The organism is Nonomuraea sp. NPDC050478 (genome assembly GCF_044458265.1).
Taxonomy (GTDB): Bacteria; Actinomycetota; Actinomycetes; order Streptosporangiales; family Streptosporangiaceae; genus Nonomuraea; species Nonomuraea ferruginea.
Window position 1 is genome coordinate 98,709 of the sequence record NZ_JBITHT010000003.1, and the last position, 17,638, is coordinate 116,346.

Genomic DNA, 17,638 nt, shown 5'->3' on the forward strand with positions numbered 1-17,638 from the left:
CCTTTGCTGTTGCCCGGCTCCACTGCGAGCTGCGGAGCACCGTTGAACCTCATCCCCAATACCGAAACCATGTCCCTGCCCGTCGAGGCGGGCGACAGCGCACACGTACGCGCCACGGGCGTCACCGTCACCCGCGGGTCCCGGCGTGTCCTGAACGACGTCTCGATCACCGTCTCCGCCCGGTCGCGGGTCGCCGTCGTCGGCGAGAACGGCCGCGGCAAGACGACGCTGCTGCACGTCCTCGCCGGACTGATCACACCGGACGACGGCGCCGTGCACCGTGCCGGCACGATCGGACTGGCCCGCCAGGAGCTGTCCGCGCGAGCGGGCGAGACCGTCGGCACCCTGACGTCCGAGGCGCTGGCCGCGTCGCTCGCGGCCCTCGACGCGCTGGAGGAGGCGACCCTCGCCATGACCGAGGGCGACCCCGCCGCCGACGACCGCTACGCCACCGCGCTCGACGCCGCCACCCGGCTCGACGCGTGGGACGCCGAACGCCGCGTCGACGTCGCCCTTGAGGCCCTCGGCGCCTGCACCGACCGCGACCGCCCGCTGGCGACGCTGTCGGTCGGTCAGCGCTACCGGGTGCGGCTGGCCTGCCTGCTCGGCGCGCGGCACGACGTGCTGCTGCTCGACGAGCCGACCAACCACCTCGACGCGGGCGGGCTGGACTTCCTGACCCGCAGGCTGCGCGAGCACGATGGCGGCCTCGCCGTCGTCAGCCACGACCGGGCGCTGCTGCGCGACGTCGCGGACCGGTTCCTCGACCTCGACCCGGCCCGCGACGGGAAGCCGCGGCTGTACGCAGGCGGCTATGACGCCTGGCAGGACGCCCGGCGTCGCGAGCGTGAGCGCTGGGAGCAGGACCACGAGCAGCAGCAGGCCGAGCACCGGCGGCTGCAGGACGCGGTGTCGAAGGCCCGCGACCGGCTCTCCACCGGCTGGCGGCCGGACAAGGGGACCGGCAAGCACCAGCGCCAGTCCCGCGCGCCGGGCGTCGTGCAGGCCCTGAACCGTCAGCGGGAAGCCCTGCTGGCGCACCGGATCGACGTGCCCGAACCGCCGCCGTCGTTGCGGTGGCCGGACCTGGGCGTCCGGCCGGGGGCGCCGCAGTTGCGCGCGCATGGCGTCGCCGTCGGCGGGCGGCTGGCCGGGCCGGTCGATCTCACCCTCGACGGGGGCGACCGGCTGCTCGTCACCGGGCCGAACGGCGCCGGGAAGTCCACGCTGCTCGCGGTGCTGGCCGGTGCGCTCGAACCCACCGACGGGCACGTCTGGACGGCGCAGGGGGCACGGATCGCCCAGGTCACCCAGGAGACCGCCGGGCAGGACCCCGCGCTCACCGCCCGCGAGGTGTACGCCCGCCACGTGGGACGACTGGTGGCCCACAAGGGACTGCGCGACGCCGACGCCGTCCCGCTGGGATCGCTCGGACTGCTGGACTCCGAGGCGATGCGCACGCCGGTCGGGCGGATGTCCCAGGGACAGCAGCGGCGCCTCGACCTGGCGCTCGCGCTGGCCGGCCGGCCCGGCCTGATCCTGCTGGACGAGCCGACCAACCACCTGTCACCGGCGCTCGTCGACGAGCTGACCGACGCGATGCTCAAGACGAGCGCCGCCGTGGTCGTCGCCACGCACGACCGGCAGCTCCTGCGGGACCTCGCCGGCTGGCCGCGTCTGGAGATAGGCCCGCCGTAGCGAGGGCTGCCGCCGGGTCGCGGTGCTCAGAGAAGATCGTCGATCGTGATGGGCACGGAGCGGATGCGCCTGCCCGTGGCGTGGAAGACGGCGTTGGCGATGGCGGCGGCCATCCCGACGAGCCCGATCTCGCCGACGCCCTTCACCCCGACCGGGTTGTACGCGTCCGGGACCCCGACGAAGGTCACGTCGAGGTCCGGGACGTCGGCGTTCACCGGCACGAGGTAGTCGCCCAGGGTGGCGTTGGCGATCCGGCCGGTGCCCGGATCGGTGACCGTCTCCTCGAACATCGCCATGCCGATCCCGCCGACCGTGCCGCCGATGATCTGACTCCTGGCCAGCTTCTCGTTGAGTATCAGGCCGCCGTCGATCACCGACACGACCCGCGCCACGCGCAGCCGCCCCAGCTCGGGATCCACCCGGACCTCCACGAACCGCGCGCCGAAGGGCCCGGCGGGAGCCATCCCGGCCTCCTCCGCCCGGCGCGGCTCGCTGTCGCCGTCCGCGCTCAGCTCCTCCAGCCCGTGCGCGGCCAGGATGCCGGTGTAGGACTCGCCCCGCCCGGGCTCGCCGGCGCGGTGGATCCGCCCGTCCGTGACGGTGACGTCGTCGGCCCCGCAGCCGGCCAGCGGCGAGGCCGGGTCGGCGCCCGCCAGGTCGAGGAAGGCCCGCAGAAGGGCACGGCAGGCCGCGTGCACGGCGTTGCCCAGGGCCGCGGTGAGTCCGGAGCCGCCCGCCTGGGGCCCCGGGGGCATGCCGGTGTCGCCGAGCCCGAACGTGACGCTCCCCGGCTCCAGGCCGAGCAGCTCGGCCGACAGCTGCGTCATGACCGTGTACGTGCCGGTGCCGATATCGGTCACCGCGCTGCGCACGTACGCCGTCCCGTCGCCGCGCACGGTCACCCTGGCCCGGCAGGGCGCCTGGTACCAGAAGTAGCTGACCCCGGCCAGGCCGTACCCGACGAGCCAGTCACCCTCGCGCATCGAGCCGGGTTCGGCCCCGCGCCGGGCCCAGCCGAAGCGGTCGGCGCCGACCTCGTAGCACTCGCGCAGCGCCTTGCTCGACCACGGCAGGCCGGAGCGCGGGTGGACCTCGGCGTAGTTGCGCAGCCGCAGCTCCAGCGGGTCGAGGCCGAGCATGTAGGCCAGTTCGTCCATCGCCGACTCGAGCGCGAAGTTGCCCTGGGCCTCGCCCGGCGCGCGCATCGAGTTGGTCCACGGGATGTTCAGCCGGACCTGCTGGTCCCGGGCGGAGACGTTCGGGCAGGCGTACGCCGTCGTGGAGACGGACGAGCACGGCTCGATGTTGTCCCCCTCGATCGAGAGGGTCGACACGCTCTCGTGCTCGATCGCGGTCAGCCGGCCGTCGCGGGTGGCGCCGAGCCGGACGCGCTGCGCCGTGGCCGGGCGGTGGCCGATGCCCGTGAACATCTCCGGGCGGGCCAGTTCGAGCCTGACCGGCCGCCGGGTCCGCCGGGCCGCCATCGCGGCGAGCACGACGTGCGGCCAGACGCGCAGCCCCGCGCCGAAGCCACCGCCGACGTACGGGACCAGCACCTGCACTCCCGCCTCCGGCACGCCGAACATCCGCGCGAGCGTGGCCCGCACCAGGACGGGCCACTGGGTGGAGTCGTGCACGGTGAGCGCGTCGCCGTCCCACGCGGCCAGCGTGGTGAACAGGCCGAGCGGGTTGTTGGTGTTCTCGGCGGTGGTGTACGACGCGTCGACGACGGCGTCCGCGCGGGCGAGCCCGGCGGCCACGTCGCCCCATGAGGCGTCGCTGCCCCACGGGTCCGCCACCCGCTCCGCCCGCGGGTCGTCGAGATCCAGCAGCGGCTCGGCCCGCTCGTAGCCGACCTCGACCCGCCGCGCCGCCGCCCTGGCTTGCTCGGGCGTGTCCGCCACGACGACGGCGACGTACTGGCCGTAGGAGAGGATCCGGTCGTCCTGCAGCGGGGGCGGCGGCGTACGCAGGAGGGACTCCGGGCCGGAGCCGAGTCGCGGCGCGTTGAGGTGCGTGAGCACCGCCAGCACGCCCGGGGCGCTCTCGGCCGTGCCCGTGTCGAGCCGGGTGATCCGCCCTGAGGCGATGGTGGCCCGCACGACGGCGGCGTGGGCCATGCCGGGCAGGCTGACGTCGTTGGGGTACGGCGCCGCGCCGGTCACCTTGAGCGGGCCGTCCACCCGGTCCGTTCCGGCGCCGACGATCCGGGGCCGTTCGACGGTCGTCATGACGCCACCCCCGCGACGGTACGCAGCGCGCGCGTCAGCGTGCGCTTGGCCAGCTCCACCTTGAAAGCCGTGCCCGGCACGGTGAACGGGTCACGCACCGCCCGCTCGGCGGCCTCCCGGAACGCGGCCGGGCCCGCCGGCGCGCCGCGCAGGATCTCCTCCGCGTCGCGGGCCCGCCACGGTACGGTGCCGACCCCGCCGAGCGCGACCCGTGCCTCCCGGATCAGGCCGCCGTCGAGCAGCAGGGTCACAGCCGCTGAGGTGAGCGCGAACTCGTAGGACATGCGGTCGCGGACCTTCAGGTAGCCCGACCGGGTGCCCTCCGGAGGCAGCGGGACGTCCACGGCGGTGATCAGCTCACCCTGGCCGAGCATGTGCTCCACATCGGGCGTGGCCTCCGGTAGCAGGTAGAAGTCGGTGAGCGGGATGGTCCGCTCCCCCGCGGACCCCCGGACGCGCACGATCGCGTCGAGCGCCACCAGCGGGACGGCCAGGTCGGAGGCGTGCGACGCGATGCAGTGCTCGCTCGCTCCGAGGATCGCGTGCATGCGGGCGGCGCCGGTGACGGCCGCGCAGCCGGTGCCGCGGCGGCGCTTGTTGCAGTCGGGCACGGTCGGGTCGCGGAAGTAGCGGCAGCGGGTGCGCTGCAGCAGGTTGCCGCCGATGGTGGCCATGTTGCGCAGCTGGACCGACGCGCCGAGCAGCAGCGCCTCGCGGACGAACGGCGCCCGCGCGCTCACGTACGGGTCGGCCGCGAGTTCCTCCATCGTGGTCAGCGCCCCCACCCGCAGCGTGTCGCCGTCGAGCCGGACACCGCGCAGCGGGAGCCTGGTGATGTCCACCAGCCGTCCGGGCTCCAGCACGCCGTCCTTCATGAGGTCGAGCTGGGTCGTGCCGCCTGCCAGGTAGCAGGCTCCCGGGTCCGCGCTCACCGTGGCGACGGCCTGCCCCACCTCGGCCGCCCGGACGTAGGTGAACTCACGCATCGCCGCCACCCGCCCCGGCGACCTCCCGGATGGCCGCCACGATGTTCGGATAGGCGCCGCAGCGGCAGAGGTTGCCGCTCATGAACTCCCTGATGTCCGGGTCCGAGCCCGCGCGCCCCTCGGCCAGCAGGCACACCGCCGACATGATCTGCCCGGAGGTGCAGTAGCCGCACTGGAAGGCGTCGTGCCGCACGAACGCCTCCTGCATGGGGTGCGGGCCGCCTTCGGAGCCCAGCCCTTCGATCGTGGTGATCGCCCGGCCGTCGCACTGGGCGGCGAGCGTGAGGCAGGACAGGATGCGCCTGCCGTCCGCGATCACCGTGCACGCGCCGCAGGCGCCCTGGTCGCAGCCCTTCTTCGTGCCGGTCAGACCCAGCCGGTCGCGGAGCGCGTCCAGCAGGGTGAGGCGGGCGTCATCCAGGTCGAGCGGATAGTCCCTGCCGTTGACGGTCAACGTCGTCATGTCCCCGAATCCCCCGAACGCCGAGCCGGTCCCGGCGCTCAGGCGGCGCCGGGCCTTCCGGGGGGAGATCCGTTTCGTACGGTACCCGCGTACTCCGATGATGTACCCGACGTCCCCCGAGCGTCTCGGACCGGACTCCTTTTCGGTCACCTGCAACACGCTGAAGGGTGCCGGACATTTACCAAGGTGTCCGGCACTTTTCGCGAGGAGACGTTGTGACACATCAAGATCGCTTCGAGGCGATCTATGACGCGTACTACCCGGCCATCCATCAGTACGCAGCCCGCCGTACCGACTCGGCCGACGACACCGCCGATGTCATCTCCGAGACGTTCCTCACCGCCTGGCCCGACGGTGAGCGGGGCTGCTGTGGCTGTACGGCGTGGCCGCGAGGTGCCGGCGCTGGACTGCTGGGAGGGGCTGACCAGCGAGCAGATCGCCAGGCGGTCCGGCGACCGAGTACGCCAACGCGGCGGTCTCCATCAACAAGTCCGGCGACTATTTCGCCGTGACCATCACCGACCCCACGGCCGACCGCCGGCGCTTCGAGGAAGCATTCCGCGCGGTCGGGCTGAACGTCACGGTGAAGGTCATTCCGGTGGCGCCGGACGAGGTCGGCAACCTGATCGGCCCGGCCGTGCCGGAGGGCTTCGACTGGCACGGAAGCATCGGGACGCAGGCGGATCGTCAACGGATCGCGCGACCACAGCTCCGACACCGTCGACCTCTACGTCATCCCCGGATCCGGTACCGCCCCCGACCCTCTGGAGGTCGCCACACCCAAGTGGTACGACGACCAGCCAGGTTGATCGTCAGTCCGAGGCGTTCGGTGCCTAGCTCACCTGGCGCCAGCCGGGTGGGGGGTCCTCACCGGCCCGGCCGTCGACCGCCTCGCGCAGGAGGTCGGCGTGACCGGTGTGCCTGCCGTACTCCTCGATCAGGTCGCAGACCAGGCGGCGCAGGCTGGCGTGCCGTCCGTCGGGGGTGGAGACATGGGCGAGCTGGTCGAGGCCGCCGTCGGCCAGCGCGGCGGCGAGCGTGGCGCGGGAGCGGGCGACCGCGTCGTCCCAGAGCCGGTACAGGTGCTCTGGACTGTCGGTGTCTGCGGAGGTGAACGGCCAGTCGTCGCCGCCCTCCCAGTCCTCCCACGCCGAGCCGATCGGCTTGCCCCGGAACTTGACGTTGAACATGTGGTCCTCCACCACGGCCAGGTGCTTGAGCAGGCGGCCGAGGGTGAGCGCGGAGGCGCCCACCCGGGTCCGCAGCCCGTCCTCGTCCAGGCCGTCGGCCTTCCAGCGGAAGGTGGTGCGCAGCCGATCGAGCGCGCCGAGCAGGTGGGCGCTCTCGTCACCGGCCAGCGGCGGTTCCCATGGCGTATCGGTCATGTCGTAACCCTGGCATGGGATCGAGGGCGGTCAGCCGCCCGGTCGTACGCGATAAATCCGGCTATGTCGGCGATCATCCTGAGATAATGGCCGATGTGGAGGAGGTCGAGGTCGTCGTCGCCCATCAGGAGCGCGCGACCCTGCGCGTCGGCGACGTGTTCCTAAAGATCGACGCTGATCGGACGCGCGCCGACGTCGAGGTCGAGGCGATGGCCATGGCGCCGATCCCCACCCCGGAGGTCCTGTGGCGGAAGCCGCCCGTGCTCGCCCTCGCCGCCCTGCCGGGGACGGCGCTCGGCCGCCTCGGCGAACCGTCGACCGCGTCGTCGGCGGCGTGGGCCGCGGCGGGTGCCGCCGCACGCACGCTGCACGACGCGCCGCCGCCGCCCTGGCCCGGCCGGAGCCTCGACGAGGTCGCATCGCGCCTCGACGGCGAATGCGCGTGGCTCGTCGCGAACGGCGTCCTCCCCGCCGACGTGGTCACGCGGAACCGCCGGGTCGCCGAGGCCGCGCTCCGGCCGTGGACACCGGTGTTCACGCACGGCGACCTGCAGGTCACCCACGTGTTCGCCGACGGTGACGAGATCACCGGCGTGATCGACTGGTCCGAGGCGGGGCCGGGCGACGCCCTGTTCGACCTCGCCACCTTGACGCTCGGACACGAGGAGCGCCTCGGCGACGTCGTCGCCGGCTACGGCACCGAGGTCGACCTCGACGTGATCCGCGCGTGGTGGTCCTTACGGAGCCTGCGGGCGGTCCGCTGGCTGATCGAGCACGGCTTCGACCCGTGGCCCGAGGTCGCCGTGCTGAACTCCCGGCTGTGAGGCCGCACGAGACCGACGACTACGCCATGTCCTGACGCGAGCGGCGCACACCCAGCTGAAAGTTTCAGTCTCGACGTGCGCGGACGCCTGCCCGCGCCCCCGGCGCTGGTCGGCCCGGCCTGCCCGGTTCTATGGTGACGATCTCGAACCTCCTTGCGAGAGGGGCACCATGGCACTCAGCGCTCGTCGTCCTGCCCAGGTTCTGCGCCTCGCCCTCGTCCTCGCCCTGACGCTGACCGCCGGCGCGGTGCTGTCCGCTCCCGCCGCGCTCGCCGCCGCCTACCGCTCGGCCACCTCCTCGGGCTGGGGCCCAGCCCGGCGGCGGGAAAGGCGGCCGCCGAGGCCAACGCCCGCGCCGCGCTGAACCAGCAGGCCGCCGCGGCCGGCGAGGTCTGCTCGGGCGTGTCTGTCACCACCAGGCACCTCTACACCGCGCCCGACGGTTCGGCGTGGATCTACGAGGCGACCGCGTCAGGCAACTGCGAGGTCCCGCCGCCGGTGTCGTACACCGTCCCGCGCACCGAGACCCGTCAGGCCGGCGGCACGAGCCCGAACGTCGCCGTCGAGAACGGCGCGCAGGCCGCCCGCGCGGCGCTCCTGGCCGCGGGCCAGGCGTGCCCGGGCTACGCCACGACGTCGTCCCTGGTCTACACCGCGCCCGGCGGCGCGTGGTGGATCTACGACGTCACCGTCTCGGCCACCTGCACCCACTGACACCGGCTCCACGAAAGAAGACGGCCGACCACTCTTCGCATTCATGCAGTCGCCCTGAGTAACATGCGTCCATGACGAGACCGTTCCGCAGCTTGACCATGCTGTTCACCGCCGCACTGGCCCTCACGGCGGCCCCGCACGCCGCCTCCGCGTCCTCGCAGAACCCTCCCCGCGGCTGCGCCATGAAAGAGATCACCTCCGGCAACTACTCCGCCAGGGCCACGATCTGCCTCACCGAGGCGTGGAAGACCCACACCTTCGGCGAACGCACCCTGGAGCCGACCAACACGCTCACCCTGGAGTGCTGGCACGGCGTCGCCCTGTGGTCCAACTCCGACTGCTCGATGAGCTCGAAGCTGTCCCTGTCGAAGGACGGCGTCCCCGCCTGGACCGAGTCGCGCAGCAACAGCGTGTACATCGCCCGCTCCGGCAACACCAGCACCTACACCGACCACTACGCGTGCCGGGGACGGGGCGAGTACGAGCTGCGGTTCGAAGGCGGCACGGTCCACGTCACCCCGCATTCCAGCAGCGCCAGCCTGACCATCCCGGCCTTCTCCGTGAAGGCGCGCGGCTGCGCCTGAACGCCGACCGCAGGTGAGGGGCTCCCCCGGACGACGGGGCAGCCCCTCACGCCGAACGACGTGACGGCAAGCCACCGGAGCCCGGGAAGGTCAGGGCGGGGCCGTTCCGTCACTCGCGGCACAGGCGGCGTCGAGGCGCTCGAACGGCCCCGGACCGTCGTGCGGCTTCGGCGGGGCCCCGAGGTGGCGGACGCGAAGCTCGTCCATCAGCTCCTCGATGAACGCCGGGCCCTCATCGCGCATGAGCCGCTGCCGGCTGCGGAGCTCGTCGCCGCCCGGCCGCCAGTCGAGGCCCCAGTTGCCGAGGGCGTAGATGATCGGAAGGGTCCGGATACCGGCTTCGGTGAGGCTGTAGCGGGCGCGCTGCCCCCGCACGGCGGTGCCGCGGGTGAGGATCCCCGCCTCGACGAGCCGTACGAGACGGTCGGCGAGGATGTTCGAGGCGATGCCCTCGATCGACCCGGTGAGCAGCGCCCGGAAGTAGCGGCGGTCGCCGAAGATGACGTCGCGCAGCACGAGCAGCGACCAGCGATCTCCGAGCACCTCGACGGCGACGTTGATCGGACACCCGGACCGTGGTTCCACTTGTTCCTCCTTGACAGGTATTTCGCCCCCCATATAGTAGTTGCACACTGCAACCACTTTGGAAGAGGAGCTGATGGGTCGCTTCATCTACTCGATGCAGGTATCCCTCGACCTGCGGATCGAGCAGGTTCCGGGGGACAACGGCGCCGGCGAGTGGCTGCGCGTCGACGAGGAGCTGCACCGCGAGGCCAACGCGCGGACGCGGGCGCTCGCGCTCATGGTCCACGGCCGGGTCTACTACGAGGCCATGGAGGAATACTGGCCACGGTCAAGCGAGGACGCGTCGCTGCCGGACGTCATGCGCGAGTACGGCGAGATCTGGACCGCCAAGCCCAAGGTGCTCGTCTCCCGCACCCGCCGCAGCGCCGCCCACAACACCCGGATCATCGGCGGGGACGACGCGATCGAGCGGCTCGCCGCGCTGCGGGCCGAGACCGACGGCAGCATCAGCGTGGGCGGCGCGGCGCTCGCGACGCAGTTGCTCCGGGCGGGGCTTCTTGACGAGTTGCTGCTCTTCACCCATCCCTCGATCCTCGGCTTCGGCAGGCCGCTGTTCGACGACTATGACCTGCCGATCGATCTCGACCTGCTGGAGCAGCGATCGTTCGAGCAGGGCGTCACGATGCATCACTACGCCGTACGGGACGCGAAGGAGACGAGCTCGTGCTGAGGCAGGTCGCGGAGGGTGTGCTCGTCCATCAGAGCGAGCTGCTCCAGAACAACACCGTCGTCGTGCGGGGCCGGGCCGGCGTGATGCTCATCGACGCCGGGATAACGGGCGACGAAATGGCGTGCCTCGCGAACGACCTTCGCGAGCTGGGCCGGCCTGTTGTGGCAGGCTTCTCGACGCATCCTGACTGGGATCACGTGCTCTGGCACGCCGAGCTCGGCGACGCGCCCCGTTACGGTACGGCCCGCTGTGCGGCTTCCATGCGAGATCTGCGCTCGAACGAGGGCTGGAAGGCCCGGGTCGCCGAAGGGCTGCCGCCGGAGATCGCTGACGAGACACCGCTGGACCTGTTCGGCCTCATCACCGCTCTGCCTGCCGGAACCACCCGGATTCCGTGGGATGGCCCTCAAGTCCGGATCATCGAGCATCCGGCTCATTCCCCGGGCCACGCGGCGCTGCTGATCGAGGAGCGTGGGGTTCTCGTCGCCGGCGACATGCTGTCCGACGTCCTGGTTCCGATGCTCGACGACTTCAACGGCACCAACGACCCGGTCGAGGAGTACCTCGCCGGGCTGCGACTGCTTGAGGACGTGGCGGGCGACGCCGATGTCCTCGTCCCCGGTCACGGGTCCGTCGGCGGAGCCGACCAGGTACGCGCGCGGATCGAACTGGACCGCGCGTACGTGCACGCCTTGCGTGACGGCCGTACTCCCGACGACCCACGACTCGGCCCGTCGGCCCAGCCCGGCTGGGAATGGGTGAGCGACATACACGCGGGCCAAGCCCAGAGCCTCGCCCGGAGAAGCGAGCGCGACGGGACGCCCGGCTAGCTCTCGGCGTGCGGCACAGCCGGTACGCGCGAACGCGAGGACGTTCCGGCGGCCTGGGGGACGCTCAGGTGGTCCACCAGCCCCGCAGCGTGTCGAGCGCCGGCGTGGACAGCCAGTTGACGACGAAGCCGAGCAGGAAGGCCAGGACCAGGAAGACCACCTGCTGCACGAGCTGCGCCCTGGCCTGGCCGACCAGGTGCTTGCCGATGACGACGTCCACCATCCTGGTCTGCTCCTCCGTCAGCTGGACTTCCTTGCGCACCGCTTCGAGACGGATGTTGAGCTCGGTGAGCCGGGCGAGCTTCTCCGTGATCTCCCGGTCGAGGTCCTCCGACACGCTCGCCGACTCGCGCACCACGTCCTGGACGGCCTTGGCCCTGCTCTCCAGCACGATCGCGTGCCGGTCCGCCCGCTCCTCGCGCCGCTCCAGCAGGCGGAGTATCCCCCAGCCGCCGCCCCCGACCAGGACCGCGAGGCCCGGCAGGCCGTAGTACACCGGCTCGAAGTAGCCGTCGAAGAACTTGTCCAGCTCGGGGGTGTTCGGGTCCATGCCGAGCAGCGCGCCGACGAGTCCGAGGATGAGGCCCACGACGATCGCCCACCCGAACATGACGGCGAGCACGACGCTCGCACCGGCGGCGAACCCCCTGAGGAGCTCCGACCCCCATGCGAAAAGCGTCTCGGCCGGCGGCCGGTTCTGCTCGCCCCGCCCGGGGTCACCCTCGGAAGACGGAGATGTCTGCACTCCATCAGGGCTCGTCCGGACCACCGAACGCGAGCTCACCGGCGAGTCCGCCAGGTGCCGGAGGTGAGCAGGACGCCCACGACGAGCCAGTAGAGGCCGGCGATCAGCCCGCCGCCGAGCTGGGCGAGGATGATCTCGCACGCCCAGAGGGCCGGAAGGGCCGCCGCCACGGCGCGGGGCACCTGCCCGGCCCGCCACAGCGACACCGCCATCATGATCGCCCCCACGAGCATGCCGAGGTTCGCCGGTACGGCCACGAAGGGGAACCACGCGTAGTCCTCGCCGCGCAGGTTCGACGACGTGGCGCCGAACGCCAGCAGGACGTGGCCGGCCGAGACGACGACGGCTCCCACGAGGGCGGTACGGCCGCCGTGGCGGGCCAGCGCGACGAGGCCGGGGACGAGAAGGATCAGCGAGGCCGCGAACAGGCCCAGAAGGAGGTGCTCCTCACCGAGCACGCGAGGATCATCGTCCATGGGCCGCATCGCCTGCATCACGCCCGTGACGGCCATGGCCAGCCCGCCGGCGGACGCCGCCAGCCCCGCCGCCACCCGCCCGCTCTGCGCCGTTTCGTTGATGGTCACGGCGTCACGGTAGGAAGCGGCGGCGGCCGGGCGCGTCCACCACGGGAGCGCCGCCTTCGTACGACCGGAGGCTGATGCGACTACGCCGCACGGCTGACGCCCTCGGACCGGCGGTGGGGTATCCCGGCGCAAGGGGGCCGTCACGGCGAGCGGATCAGCGTGCCGAGGTCAGCGACCTGCCTCTTTACGGGGCCGGCGGGCGGCCAGCTCGACCTGGAGGAACAGGGCGGCCAGCACGGCCAGCACGGCCGAAGGGGCCAGGAGCCACAGCCAGCGCTGGGCCCACCAGCCGGCGGTGGGCTCCGCCGACAGGGTGCCGCCCAGCCCTTCATAGGCCCACAGCACCACCAGGTAGGCGGTCATGTGCCAGAGAAAGATGGTCAACGCGGCCACGTTGAGGGCCACCACCGGCTTCCAGGCAGCCGGCCGGCGCAGCAGGCGCTCGGCGGCCGGCGTGATCAGGGCCAGCAGCCCGAGTTGGAAGACGGCCAGGGCGGCGATGGCGGCGTTGGTCGGGAAGATGTTGGATTCGGCGCCGGTGGTGCCCACCATCGAGAGGGGGTAGCCCGCTCCCACGGTCAGCCCGGCCAGCACGGCCAGCCCGATCCCGGCGACGGCCAGCCGTTGCGCCGGCGGCCGCCGCCCCAGCTCCCAGCCGCGCCAGGCGTAGCCGAGCTGGTGGCAGAACAGCCACACCAGGGCGGCGGTCACCCAGCCCGCCCAGGCCAGGCCGGCGCCGCGGTTCGCCACGCTGCCGAGAGCGATCAGCAGCACGAGCGCCGCCAGGACTCCGGCTCCGTAGCGGTCGTGCAGGCTCGCGGTGATCGGCACCACGGCGATCAGCAGGCCGTACACGCCCAGGAACCACAGCGGCGTCAGGTAACCGGGGAACCACTCCCACATCCATCGGTGCGGGCCGGGCAGGGCGGCGGCGATCAGCTCGCCGGCGAGCCAGACCAGGGCCCAGACGGCGGTCGGCCACAGCAGCCGGCGCAACCGGCCCCGGACGAACTGGCCGGCGGTCGTCCCGCGTGCCTGGGCCCGCTGCCGGCCGACCAGGTTGGCGTACCCGCCGACCAGGAAGAACACCGGCATGATCTGCAGCACCCAGGTGGCCAGCCAGCCACCGGGCACGGCATCGATCGGGTTGGGCATGGCCAGGCTGCCGTCGGCGGTGCGATGGTTGACCGACAAGGTCCAGTGCCAGAGGGTGACGACCACGATGCACAGCGCGCGGGCGGCGTCGACCACCCGGTCACGGGACGCCGGCGTGTCCGCCACCATCCGGTCCAGCGTCGATCGCCTGCCCGCGACGCGGCCGGTCTGCCGGTCCTGGCGTCCGGCGCTCAGCGGTACAGCTCCTCGATGTCCGCCGCGAAGTCCTTGTGGACCAAGGAACGCTTGACCTTCAGGGTCGGGGTCAGATACCCGTTCTGCTCGGTCAGGTCGACCGCGAGGATCCGGAACCTGCGGATCGACTCGGCCCGGCTCACCGCCCTGTTGGCCTCGTCCACGGCCGTCTGCAGCCTGGACAGCAGATCCGGATCGTCACGGAGCTCGGCCGGGCCGGCGTGCTCGGGCCTGCCGGCGGCCCGCTTCCATGACGCCAGCGCCTCGGCGTCCAGGGTGATCAGGGCGGCGGTGTACGGCCGCCGATCGCCCACGACCACGGCCTGACTGATGAGCCGGTGGGTGCGCAGGCGGTCCTCGAGCGGCTCCGGGGCGAGGTTCTTGCCGCCGGCGGTGACGATGATCTCCTTCTTGCGGCCTGAGATCGTCAGGAACCCGTCCTCGTCCAGGGCGCCGAGGTCGCCGGTGAGGAGCCAGCCATCGGCGGTCTGACTCTCCCTGGTCTTCTGTTCGTCGCGCCAATAGCCCTGGAACAGGATCGGGCCCCTGATCAGAATCTCCCCGTCGTCGTCGATCCGGACCTCGACCCCGGGGAGGGGCGGCCCGACCGTGCCGATCTTCTGGGCGTGGGGCAGATTGACGGTCGCGGCGGCACTGGTCTCGGTCAGCCCGTAGCCTTCCAGCACGGTGATGCCGATTCCTCGGAAGAAGTGGCCCAGCCGTGCGCCCAGCGGCGCTCCGCCGGAGATGGCGTAGCCGACCCGGCCGCCGAGCGCGGCCCGCAGCCGTCCGTACACCAGCCGGTCGGACAGGCGGTGTGCCAGCCGCAGGCGCAAGCCCGGCCGCCCGTCGTCCAGCGCCTGGCTGTAGGCCACGGCGGTCCGCTCGGCCCAGTCGAAGATCCTGCCCTTGCCCTCGGCCTGGGCCCGCTGCTGAGCACTGTTGTGGACCCGCTCGAACACTCTGGGCGCCGCCAGCAGGAACGTCGGTCGCAGGGCGGCCAGGTCCTCGGTCAGCCTGGCCCGGTCGGCGCTGTGCGCCAGGCACACACCCCGTTCCACGCAGGCCACCTGGATCACCCGCGCGAACACGTGGGCCAGTGGGAGGAACAGCAGGGTCGAGGCGTCCCGGCCGAAGATCCGCTCCAGGCTGTCGATCGCGACGCGCGCCTCGTACAGCAGGTTGCCGTGACTCAGCATGCAGCCCTTCGGGCGGCCCGTGGTGCCCGAGGTGTAGATGATCGTCGCCAGGTCGTCGGCCGACACCGTCCGGCGGCGCTCACGCAGCCGGGCCTCGTCCACGGCCAGCCCGTCTTCGCGGAGACGGTCCAGCCCGCCGTCGTCGATCTGCCACACCCGCGGCCGCCCGGGCAGGCCCTCGGCCGCGTCCTCGACCAAGCGGCGATACGTCTCGTGCTCGACCACCGCCGCGACCGGGCCGGCGTCCTCCAGCACCCAGCGGACCTGCTCGGCCGAGGAGGTCTCGTAGATCGGGACCGGCAGCGCCGCCACCGCCCACAATGCGTAGTCCACCAGCGTCCACTCGTAGCTGGTGACGGCCAGCAGCGCGACCCGGTCGCCGGGCTGTATCCCGGCAGCGAGGAAGCCGGCCGCCAGGCCGCGGACGTCGGCCGCGAACTGCCCGGCCGTCACCGGACGCCAGCCGCCGGCCGACCGGCGCCGGAACAGAACCATGTCGCCGTCGACCCGGTCGTCGGCGAACACCACGTCGGCGAGCTGGGCGTCGGGGGCAACGGTCATCGGGGCCGGGACTTCACGGACACGCATCATCCGTCCTCCTGTGCAGAAGGGGCGAAGCAATTAGCCTGCTTCCCCAGGTCACCGGGCACACACGTGACAGCCGTCGCCGACCGTGGACCTGGTGAACCGGCTCGCCCATCCCACCGACGCCGACATCGCCGCGGTCGACGCGTGGTGGGCCGCGGGCACCGGCGTCCCATCGACGCCTTCGGGCGGGGCCGCTGTGTCCGGTGAATGTCCTCAGGGTGTCCTGGGCTGATCTATCCGTATCGCATGAGGATGAAGCCCAGAACTGACAGTCAGGAGGACTGATGGGAACTCGCAGCATTCCCAGCCCCAGGCGCGCGCTCAGGGCACTTGTCATGCTCATCGGGTTGGCACTGGTGGTGCCGACCATGATCGTCGCGTCGACGACGTCGGCGACGGCCACATCGACGGCCGTCGCGACCGCGGCCTGGACCCCTCGGGTCGTTCCGCTCTACTCCGGCGAGCCTCGCATGGACCTGAGTTTCCCTGAGATGCGGGAGGAGTTCCTGGATATCTGCGAGACCGAGCAATTCAATGGTTACGCATGCATCACCGTGGGAGACGGCGACGGAACGCACACCGGCTTCCCCATGTTCAAGTGCGGCTGGCGGAAGGTCTACAACTTCATCAACGCGGGCGCTGTCGTGAACAACCAGTACGGCGGCGCGAGGGTGCGGCTCTACAACGCCTCACAGGCGGAGATCGCGTCCTACGGAAACGGCAGGCACGGCATCCCCAACGAAATCCTGTACGCGACGGAGTGGATCAGCGTCTGCTGAACCAGCCTCATTGGAACGACGACGTACGCCCCCGCCCGTCACCAGGTGGGGGCGTCTTCGTCTTCTCGACGGTTAACCGTCCCGCCTCAATACCGCGCCGCCGCGCCCGTACTCCAGACGCCATCCCGGCGGCCATGTGCTCCCAGGATTCGGGTGCGTCACCCGGACGTCTGTGCAGGTGACGCGGCCGGCGAACGTCGCCTTGTCGAACGAGACAGTGCCGCTGAAGGTCGCCTGATCGAAAGAGGTGGTGCCCTTGAAGGTCGCCAGGAGGAACGAAGCCTCCTCGCTGAAGGACGCCTTCTCGAACCAGGTCGAGCCGCCGAAGGTCGCTCCGTAGAAGTCGGCGTGACTGGCGAAGGTCGCGCCCCGGAACGCGGTGTAGTCGGTGAAGGCCGCCCCGCCGAAGTCGGCGTGGCCGGTGAAGGTCGCGCTGTGAAACGAGGCATAGCCGGTGAACGAGGCGTCGCCGACGAAGGTCGCGCGGCTGAACGAGGTGCGGCCGATGAAGGTCGCCCCGTGGAAGTCCGCGTGAAGGACACGGCAGTTGGCGAGACCAAAGTCGAGCAAGGTGGCGTAGGACAGGTCGAGGCGCATGCCCGGCCAGAAGCGCGGGTTGACCGAGGCGGGGCGCTGCCACCAGCGGCGTTCGCACCAGGCCAGGTGGTCGGCGAGAAGGCGCTGCGCGGTGAGCCGAACCTGGCGTTCCTCCTCCGGCGCCCGGCCGGCCCGGGTCTCGGTACGGTCAGGCGAACGGGTGCGGGCGGCGCGCTGGGCGGCGCGGATCCGCTGCTGCCGGTCCTCCTCGCGCGGCGGCGTCCACGGCATCCGGAGATACGCGCAGATCACGTCCACGACCGTCTGCCGCAGCCTCGGGTTGTTCTGCGCGAGCTGTTCGAGCGCGTACAGGCCGCCGAGCCGGACCGGGGCCGGGCCGCCGCCGAGCTGTTCGACCGCCTTGCTGAAGCGGTCGGTGTCATGGCCGCGCTCGCCGAGCCGGAAGGTGCGCCGCGCGGTGTCGGCGTTGCGCGCGGTGTAGAACACCGCCAGCAACGCGGCCAGGCCGGTGGCCACGGCCAGGACGTTGCCGCGAACGGCCGCGACGGCGGCGGCCCAGTCGGTGCCGGTCAGCTCGTTCGGGGGCGAGCTCGCCGGTGGTGGGATGCCGTCATCGAGGGTGACGCCGTCGATGTTCTCCAGAACCCAGGTGGCTCCCGGGCCCAGCATCCACACCAGCGCCGGGACGGTCACGAGCACCAGCGCCACCACGATGATCGACGAAGGCTTCACCGTCCGGACTGCCGCTTCGCGCTCTTCTTGGCCATGGGCTTGATGATGCTCAAGCGGCCGGGACGCCGGAGGTCGCGTGACAAGATCGTGACCCCTCGGGGAAGGCCGCGCCATATCGCCGTTAACACTTTCC

General features: G+C 71.9%; 19 protein-coding genes. 9 read left to right on the plus strand and 10 right to left on the minus strand.

Features of this window, described 5'->3' with window-relative positions; all coding sequences use genetic code 11:
* Positions 1-69 precede the first annotated feature (69 nt).
* Positions 70-1,698 carry an ABC-F family ATP-binding cassette domain-containing protein gene (locus ACIBF7_RS14815; protein ID WP_397197296.1) on the plus strand — a complete coding sequence of 543 codons (1,629 nt, stop codon included), beginning with the start codon at positions 70-72 and terminating at the stop codon, positions 1,696-1,698.
* A 26-nt stretch (positions 1,699-1,724) separates the two neighbouring features.
* Here ACIBF7_RS14815 and ACIBF7_RS14820 read toward each other — a convergent pair whose 3' ends face one another.
* The 3 genes from ACIBF7_RS14820 to ACIBF7_RS14830 are packed head-to-tail and all read right to left on the minus strand — an operon-like array spanning position 1,725 to position 5,378.
* Entirely contained in the window at positions 1,725-3,929 is a 2,205-nt protein-coding gene (locus tag ACIBF7_RS14820) for a xanthine dehydrogenase family protein molybdopterin-binding subunit (RefSeq protein WP_397197297.1), read from the minus strand.
* Entirely contained in the window at positions 3,926-4,915 is a 990-nt protein-coding gene (locus ACIBF7_RS14825; protein ID WP_148030889.1) for a xanthine dehydrogenase family protein subunit M, read from the minus strand. The genes ACIBF7_RS14820 and ACIBF7_RS14825 overlap by 4 nt, the downstream gene beginning before the upstream one ends.
* Positions 4,908-5,378: a (2Fe-2S)-binding protein gene (locus tag ACIBF7_RS14830; protein WP_148030888.1), complete on the minus strand. Its 471-nt coding sequence runs from the start codon at positions 5,376-5,378 to the stop codon at positions 4,908-4,910. Before ACIBF7_RS14830 ends, ACIBF7_RS14825 begins: the two co-directional genes overlap by 8 nt.
* A gap of 215 nt (positions 5,379-5,593) precedes the next feature.
* Here ACIBF7_RS14830 and ACIBF7_RS14835 point away from each other — a divergent pair, with 215 nt between their 5' ends.
* Positions 5,594-5,890 (plus strand): sigma factor, encoded by a 297-nt coding sequence (locus tag ACIBF7_RS14835; protein ID WP_187281091.1) that lies wholly within the window; start codon positions 5,594-5,596, stop codon positions 5,888-5,890.
* 321 nt (positions 5,891-6,211) lie between these two features.
* Here ACIBF7_RS14835 and ACIBF7_RS14840 read toward each other — a convergent pair whose 3' ends face one another.
* Positions 6,212-6,763, minus strand: a complete 552-nt coding sequence (locus ACIBF7_RS14840; RefSeq protein WP_364235614.1) for a DUF664 domain-containing protein — start codon at positions 6,761-6,763, stop codon at positions 6,212-6,214.
* Between the two features lie 86 nt (positions 6,764-6,849).
* Here ACIBF7_RS14840 and ACIBF7_RS14845 point away from each other — a divergent pair, with 86 nt between their 5' ends.
* The 4 genes from ACIBF7_RS14845 to ACIBF7_RS14860 all read left to right on the plus strand — a co-directional run bounded on the left by ACIBF7_RS14845 (position 6,850) and on the right by ACIBF7_RS14860 (position 8,885).
* Positions 6,850-7,587, plus strand: coding sequence for an aminoglycoside phosphotransferase family protein (locus ACIBF7_RS14845; RefSeq protein ID WP_397197298.1), 738 nt, complete (start codon positions 6,850-6,852; stop codon positions 7,585-7,587).
* Positions 7,588-7,756: 169 nt separating this feature from the next.
* Complete coding sequence (locus tag ACIBF7_RS14850) at positions 7,757-7,951, plus strand: hypothetical protein (RefSeq protein WP_397197299.1); 195 nt, start codon at positions 7,757-7,759, stop codon at positions 7,949-7,951.
* A 38-nt stretch (positions 7,952-7,989) separates the two neighbouring features.
* The gene (locus ACIBF7_RS14855) at positions 7,990-8,301 is read left to right on the plus strand and encodes a hypothetical protein (protein WP_397197300.1); all 312 of its coding nucleotides are present in this window, start codon (positions 7,990-7,992) and stop codon (positions 8,299-8,301) included.
* 71 nt (positions 8,302-8,372) lie between these two features.
* Positions 8,373-8,885 (plus strand): hypothetical protein, encoded by a 513-nt coding sequence (locus ACIBF7_RS14860; RefSeq protein WP_397197301.1) that lies wholly within the window; start codon positions 8,373-8,375, stop codon positions 8,883-8,885.
* 90 nt (positions 8,886-8,975) lie between these two features.
* On the opposite strand, the gene ACIBF7_RS14865 is transcribed toward ACIBF7_RS14860, so the two are convergent.
* Positions 8,976-9,470 (minus strand): winged helix-turn-helix transcriptional regulator, encoded by a 495-nt coding sequence (locus ACIBF7_RS14865; protein WP_397197302.1) that lies wholly within the window; start codon positions 9,468-9,470, stop codon positions 8,976-8,978.
* 73 nt (positions 9,471-9,543) lie between these two features.
* Between ACIBF7_RS14865 and ACIBF7_RS14870 the strand changes: the two genes are divergently transcribed.
* Positions 9,544-10,140: a dihydrofolate reductase family protein gene (locus tag ACIBF7_RS14870; RefSeq protein ID WP_397197303.1), complete on the plus strand. Its 597-nt coding sequence runs from the start codon at positions 9,544-9,546 to the stop codon at positions 10,138-10,140.
* Complete coding sequence (locus tag ACIBF7_RS14875) at positions 10,134-10,970, plus strand: MBL fold metallo-hydrolase (RefSeq protein ID WP_397197304.1); 837 nt, start codon at positions 10,134-10,136, stop codon at positions 10,968-10,970. Before ACIBF7_RS14870 ends, ACIBF7_RS14875 begins: the two co-directional genes overlap by 7 nt.
* Positions 10,971-11,034: 64 nt before the next feature.
* Here ACIBF7_RS14875 and ACIBF7_RS14880 read toward each other — a convergent pair whose 3' ends face one another.
* The 4 genes from ACIBF7_RS14880 to ACIBF7_RS14895 form a co-directional block, all read right to left on the minus strand.
* Positions 11,035-11,715, minus strand: coding sequence for a hypothetical protein (locus ACIBF7_RS14880; protein ID WP_397197305.1), 681 nt, complete (start codon positions 11,713-11,715; stop codon positions 11,035-11,037).
* Between the two features lie 35 nt (positions 11,716-11,750).
* On the minus strand, positions 11,751-12,299 hold the full coding sequence (locus tag ACIBF7_RS14885) for a hypothetical protein (RefSeq protein ID WP_271275077.1): 549 nt from the start codon (positions 12,297-12,299) through the stop codon (positions 11,751-11,753).
* 168 nt (positions 12,300-12,467) lie between these two features.
* Positions 12,468-13,583, minus strand: coding sequence for an acyltransferase (locus ACIBF7_RS14890; RefSeq protein WP_397197306.1), 1,116 nt, complete (start codon positions 13,581-13,583; stop codon positions 12,468-12,470).
* A 62-nt stretch (positions 13,584-13,645) separates the two neighbouring features.
* Positions 13,646-15,436: an AMP-dependent synthetase/ligase gene (locus ACIBF7_RS14895; RefSeq protein ID WP_397197799.1), complete on the minus strand. Its 1,791-nt coding sequence runs from the start codon at positions 15,434-15,436 to the stop codon at positions 13,646-13,648.
* Positions 15,437-15,720: 284 nt separating this feature from the next.
* Between ACIBF7_RS14895 and ACIBF7_RS14900 the strand changes: the two genes are divergently transcribed.
* Positions 15,721-16,215, plus strand: a complete 495-nt coding sequence (locus ACIBF7_RS14900; protein WP_397197307.1) for a hypothetical protein — start codon at positions 15,721-15,723, stop codon at positions 16,213-16,215.
* A 72-nt stretch (positions 16,216-16,287) separates the two neighbouring features.
* Here the strand turns inward: ACIBF7_RS14900 and ACIBF7_RS14905 are convergent, their stop codons facing one another.
* Complete coding sequence (locus ACIBF7_RS14905; protein ID WP_397197308.1) at positions 16,288-17,505, minus strand: pentapeptide repeat-containing protein; 1,218 nt, start codon at positions 17,503-17,505, stop codon at positions 16,288-16,290.
* Positions 17,506-17,638: the final 133 nt, after the last annotated feature.

Bases quoted from the DNA above. Each gene is read 5' to 3' on its own strand.
- ACIBF7_RS14815 (WP_397197296.1), top strand. From the start codon at position 70: ATGTCCCTGCCCGTCGAGGCGGGCGACAGCGCACACGTACGCGCCACG.
- ACIBF7_RS14820 (WP_397197297.1), bottom strand. From the start codon at position 3,929: ATGACGACCGTCGAACGGCCCCGGATCGTCGGCGCCGGAACGGACCGG.
- ACIBF7_RS14825 (WP_148030889.1), bottom strand. From the start codon at position 4,915: ATGCGTGAGTTCACCTACGTCCGGGCGGCCGAGGTGGGGCAGGCCGTC.
- ACIBF7_RS14830 (WP_148030888.1), bottom strand. From the start codon at position 5,378: ATGACGACGTTGACCGTCAACGGCAGGGACTATCCGCTCGACCTGGAT.
- ACIBF7_RS14840 (WP_364235614.1), bottom strand. From the start codon at position 6,763: ATGACCGATACGCCATGGGAACCGCCGCTGGCCGGTGACGAGAGCGCC.
- ACIBF7_RS14845 (WP_397197298.1), top strand. From the start codon at position 6,850: ATGGCCGATGTGGAGGAGGTCGAGGTCGTCGTCGCCCATCAGGAGCGC.
- ACIBF7_RS14850 (WP_397197299.1), top strand. From the start codon at position 7,757: ATGGCACTCAGCGCTCGTCGTCCTGCCCAGGTTCTGCGCCTCGCCCTC.
- ACIBF7_RS14860 (WP_397197301.1), top strand. From the start codon at position 8,373: ATGACGAGACCGTTCCGCAGCTTGACCATGCTGTTCACCGCCGCACTG.
- ACIBF7_RS14870 (WP_397197303.1), top strand. From the start codon at position 9,544: ATGGGTCGCTTCATCTACTCGATGCAGGTATCCCTCGACCTGCGGATC.
- ACIBF7_RS14890 (WP_397197306.1), bottom strand. From the start codon at position 13,583: ATGGTGGCGGACACGCCGGCGTCCCGTGACCGGGTGGTCGACGCCGCC.
- ACIBF7_RS14895 (WP_397197799.1), bottom strand. From the start codon at position 15,436: ATGCGTGTCCGTGAAGTCCCGGCCCCGATGACCGTTGCCCCCGACGCC.
- ACIBF7_RS14900 (WP_397197307.1), top strand. From the start codon at position 15,721: ATGGGAACTCGCAGCATTCCCAGCCCCAGGCGCGCGCTCAGGGCACTT.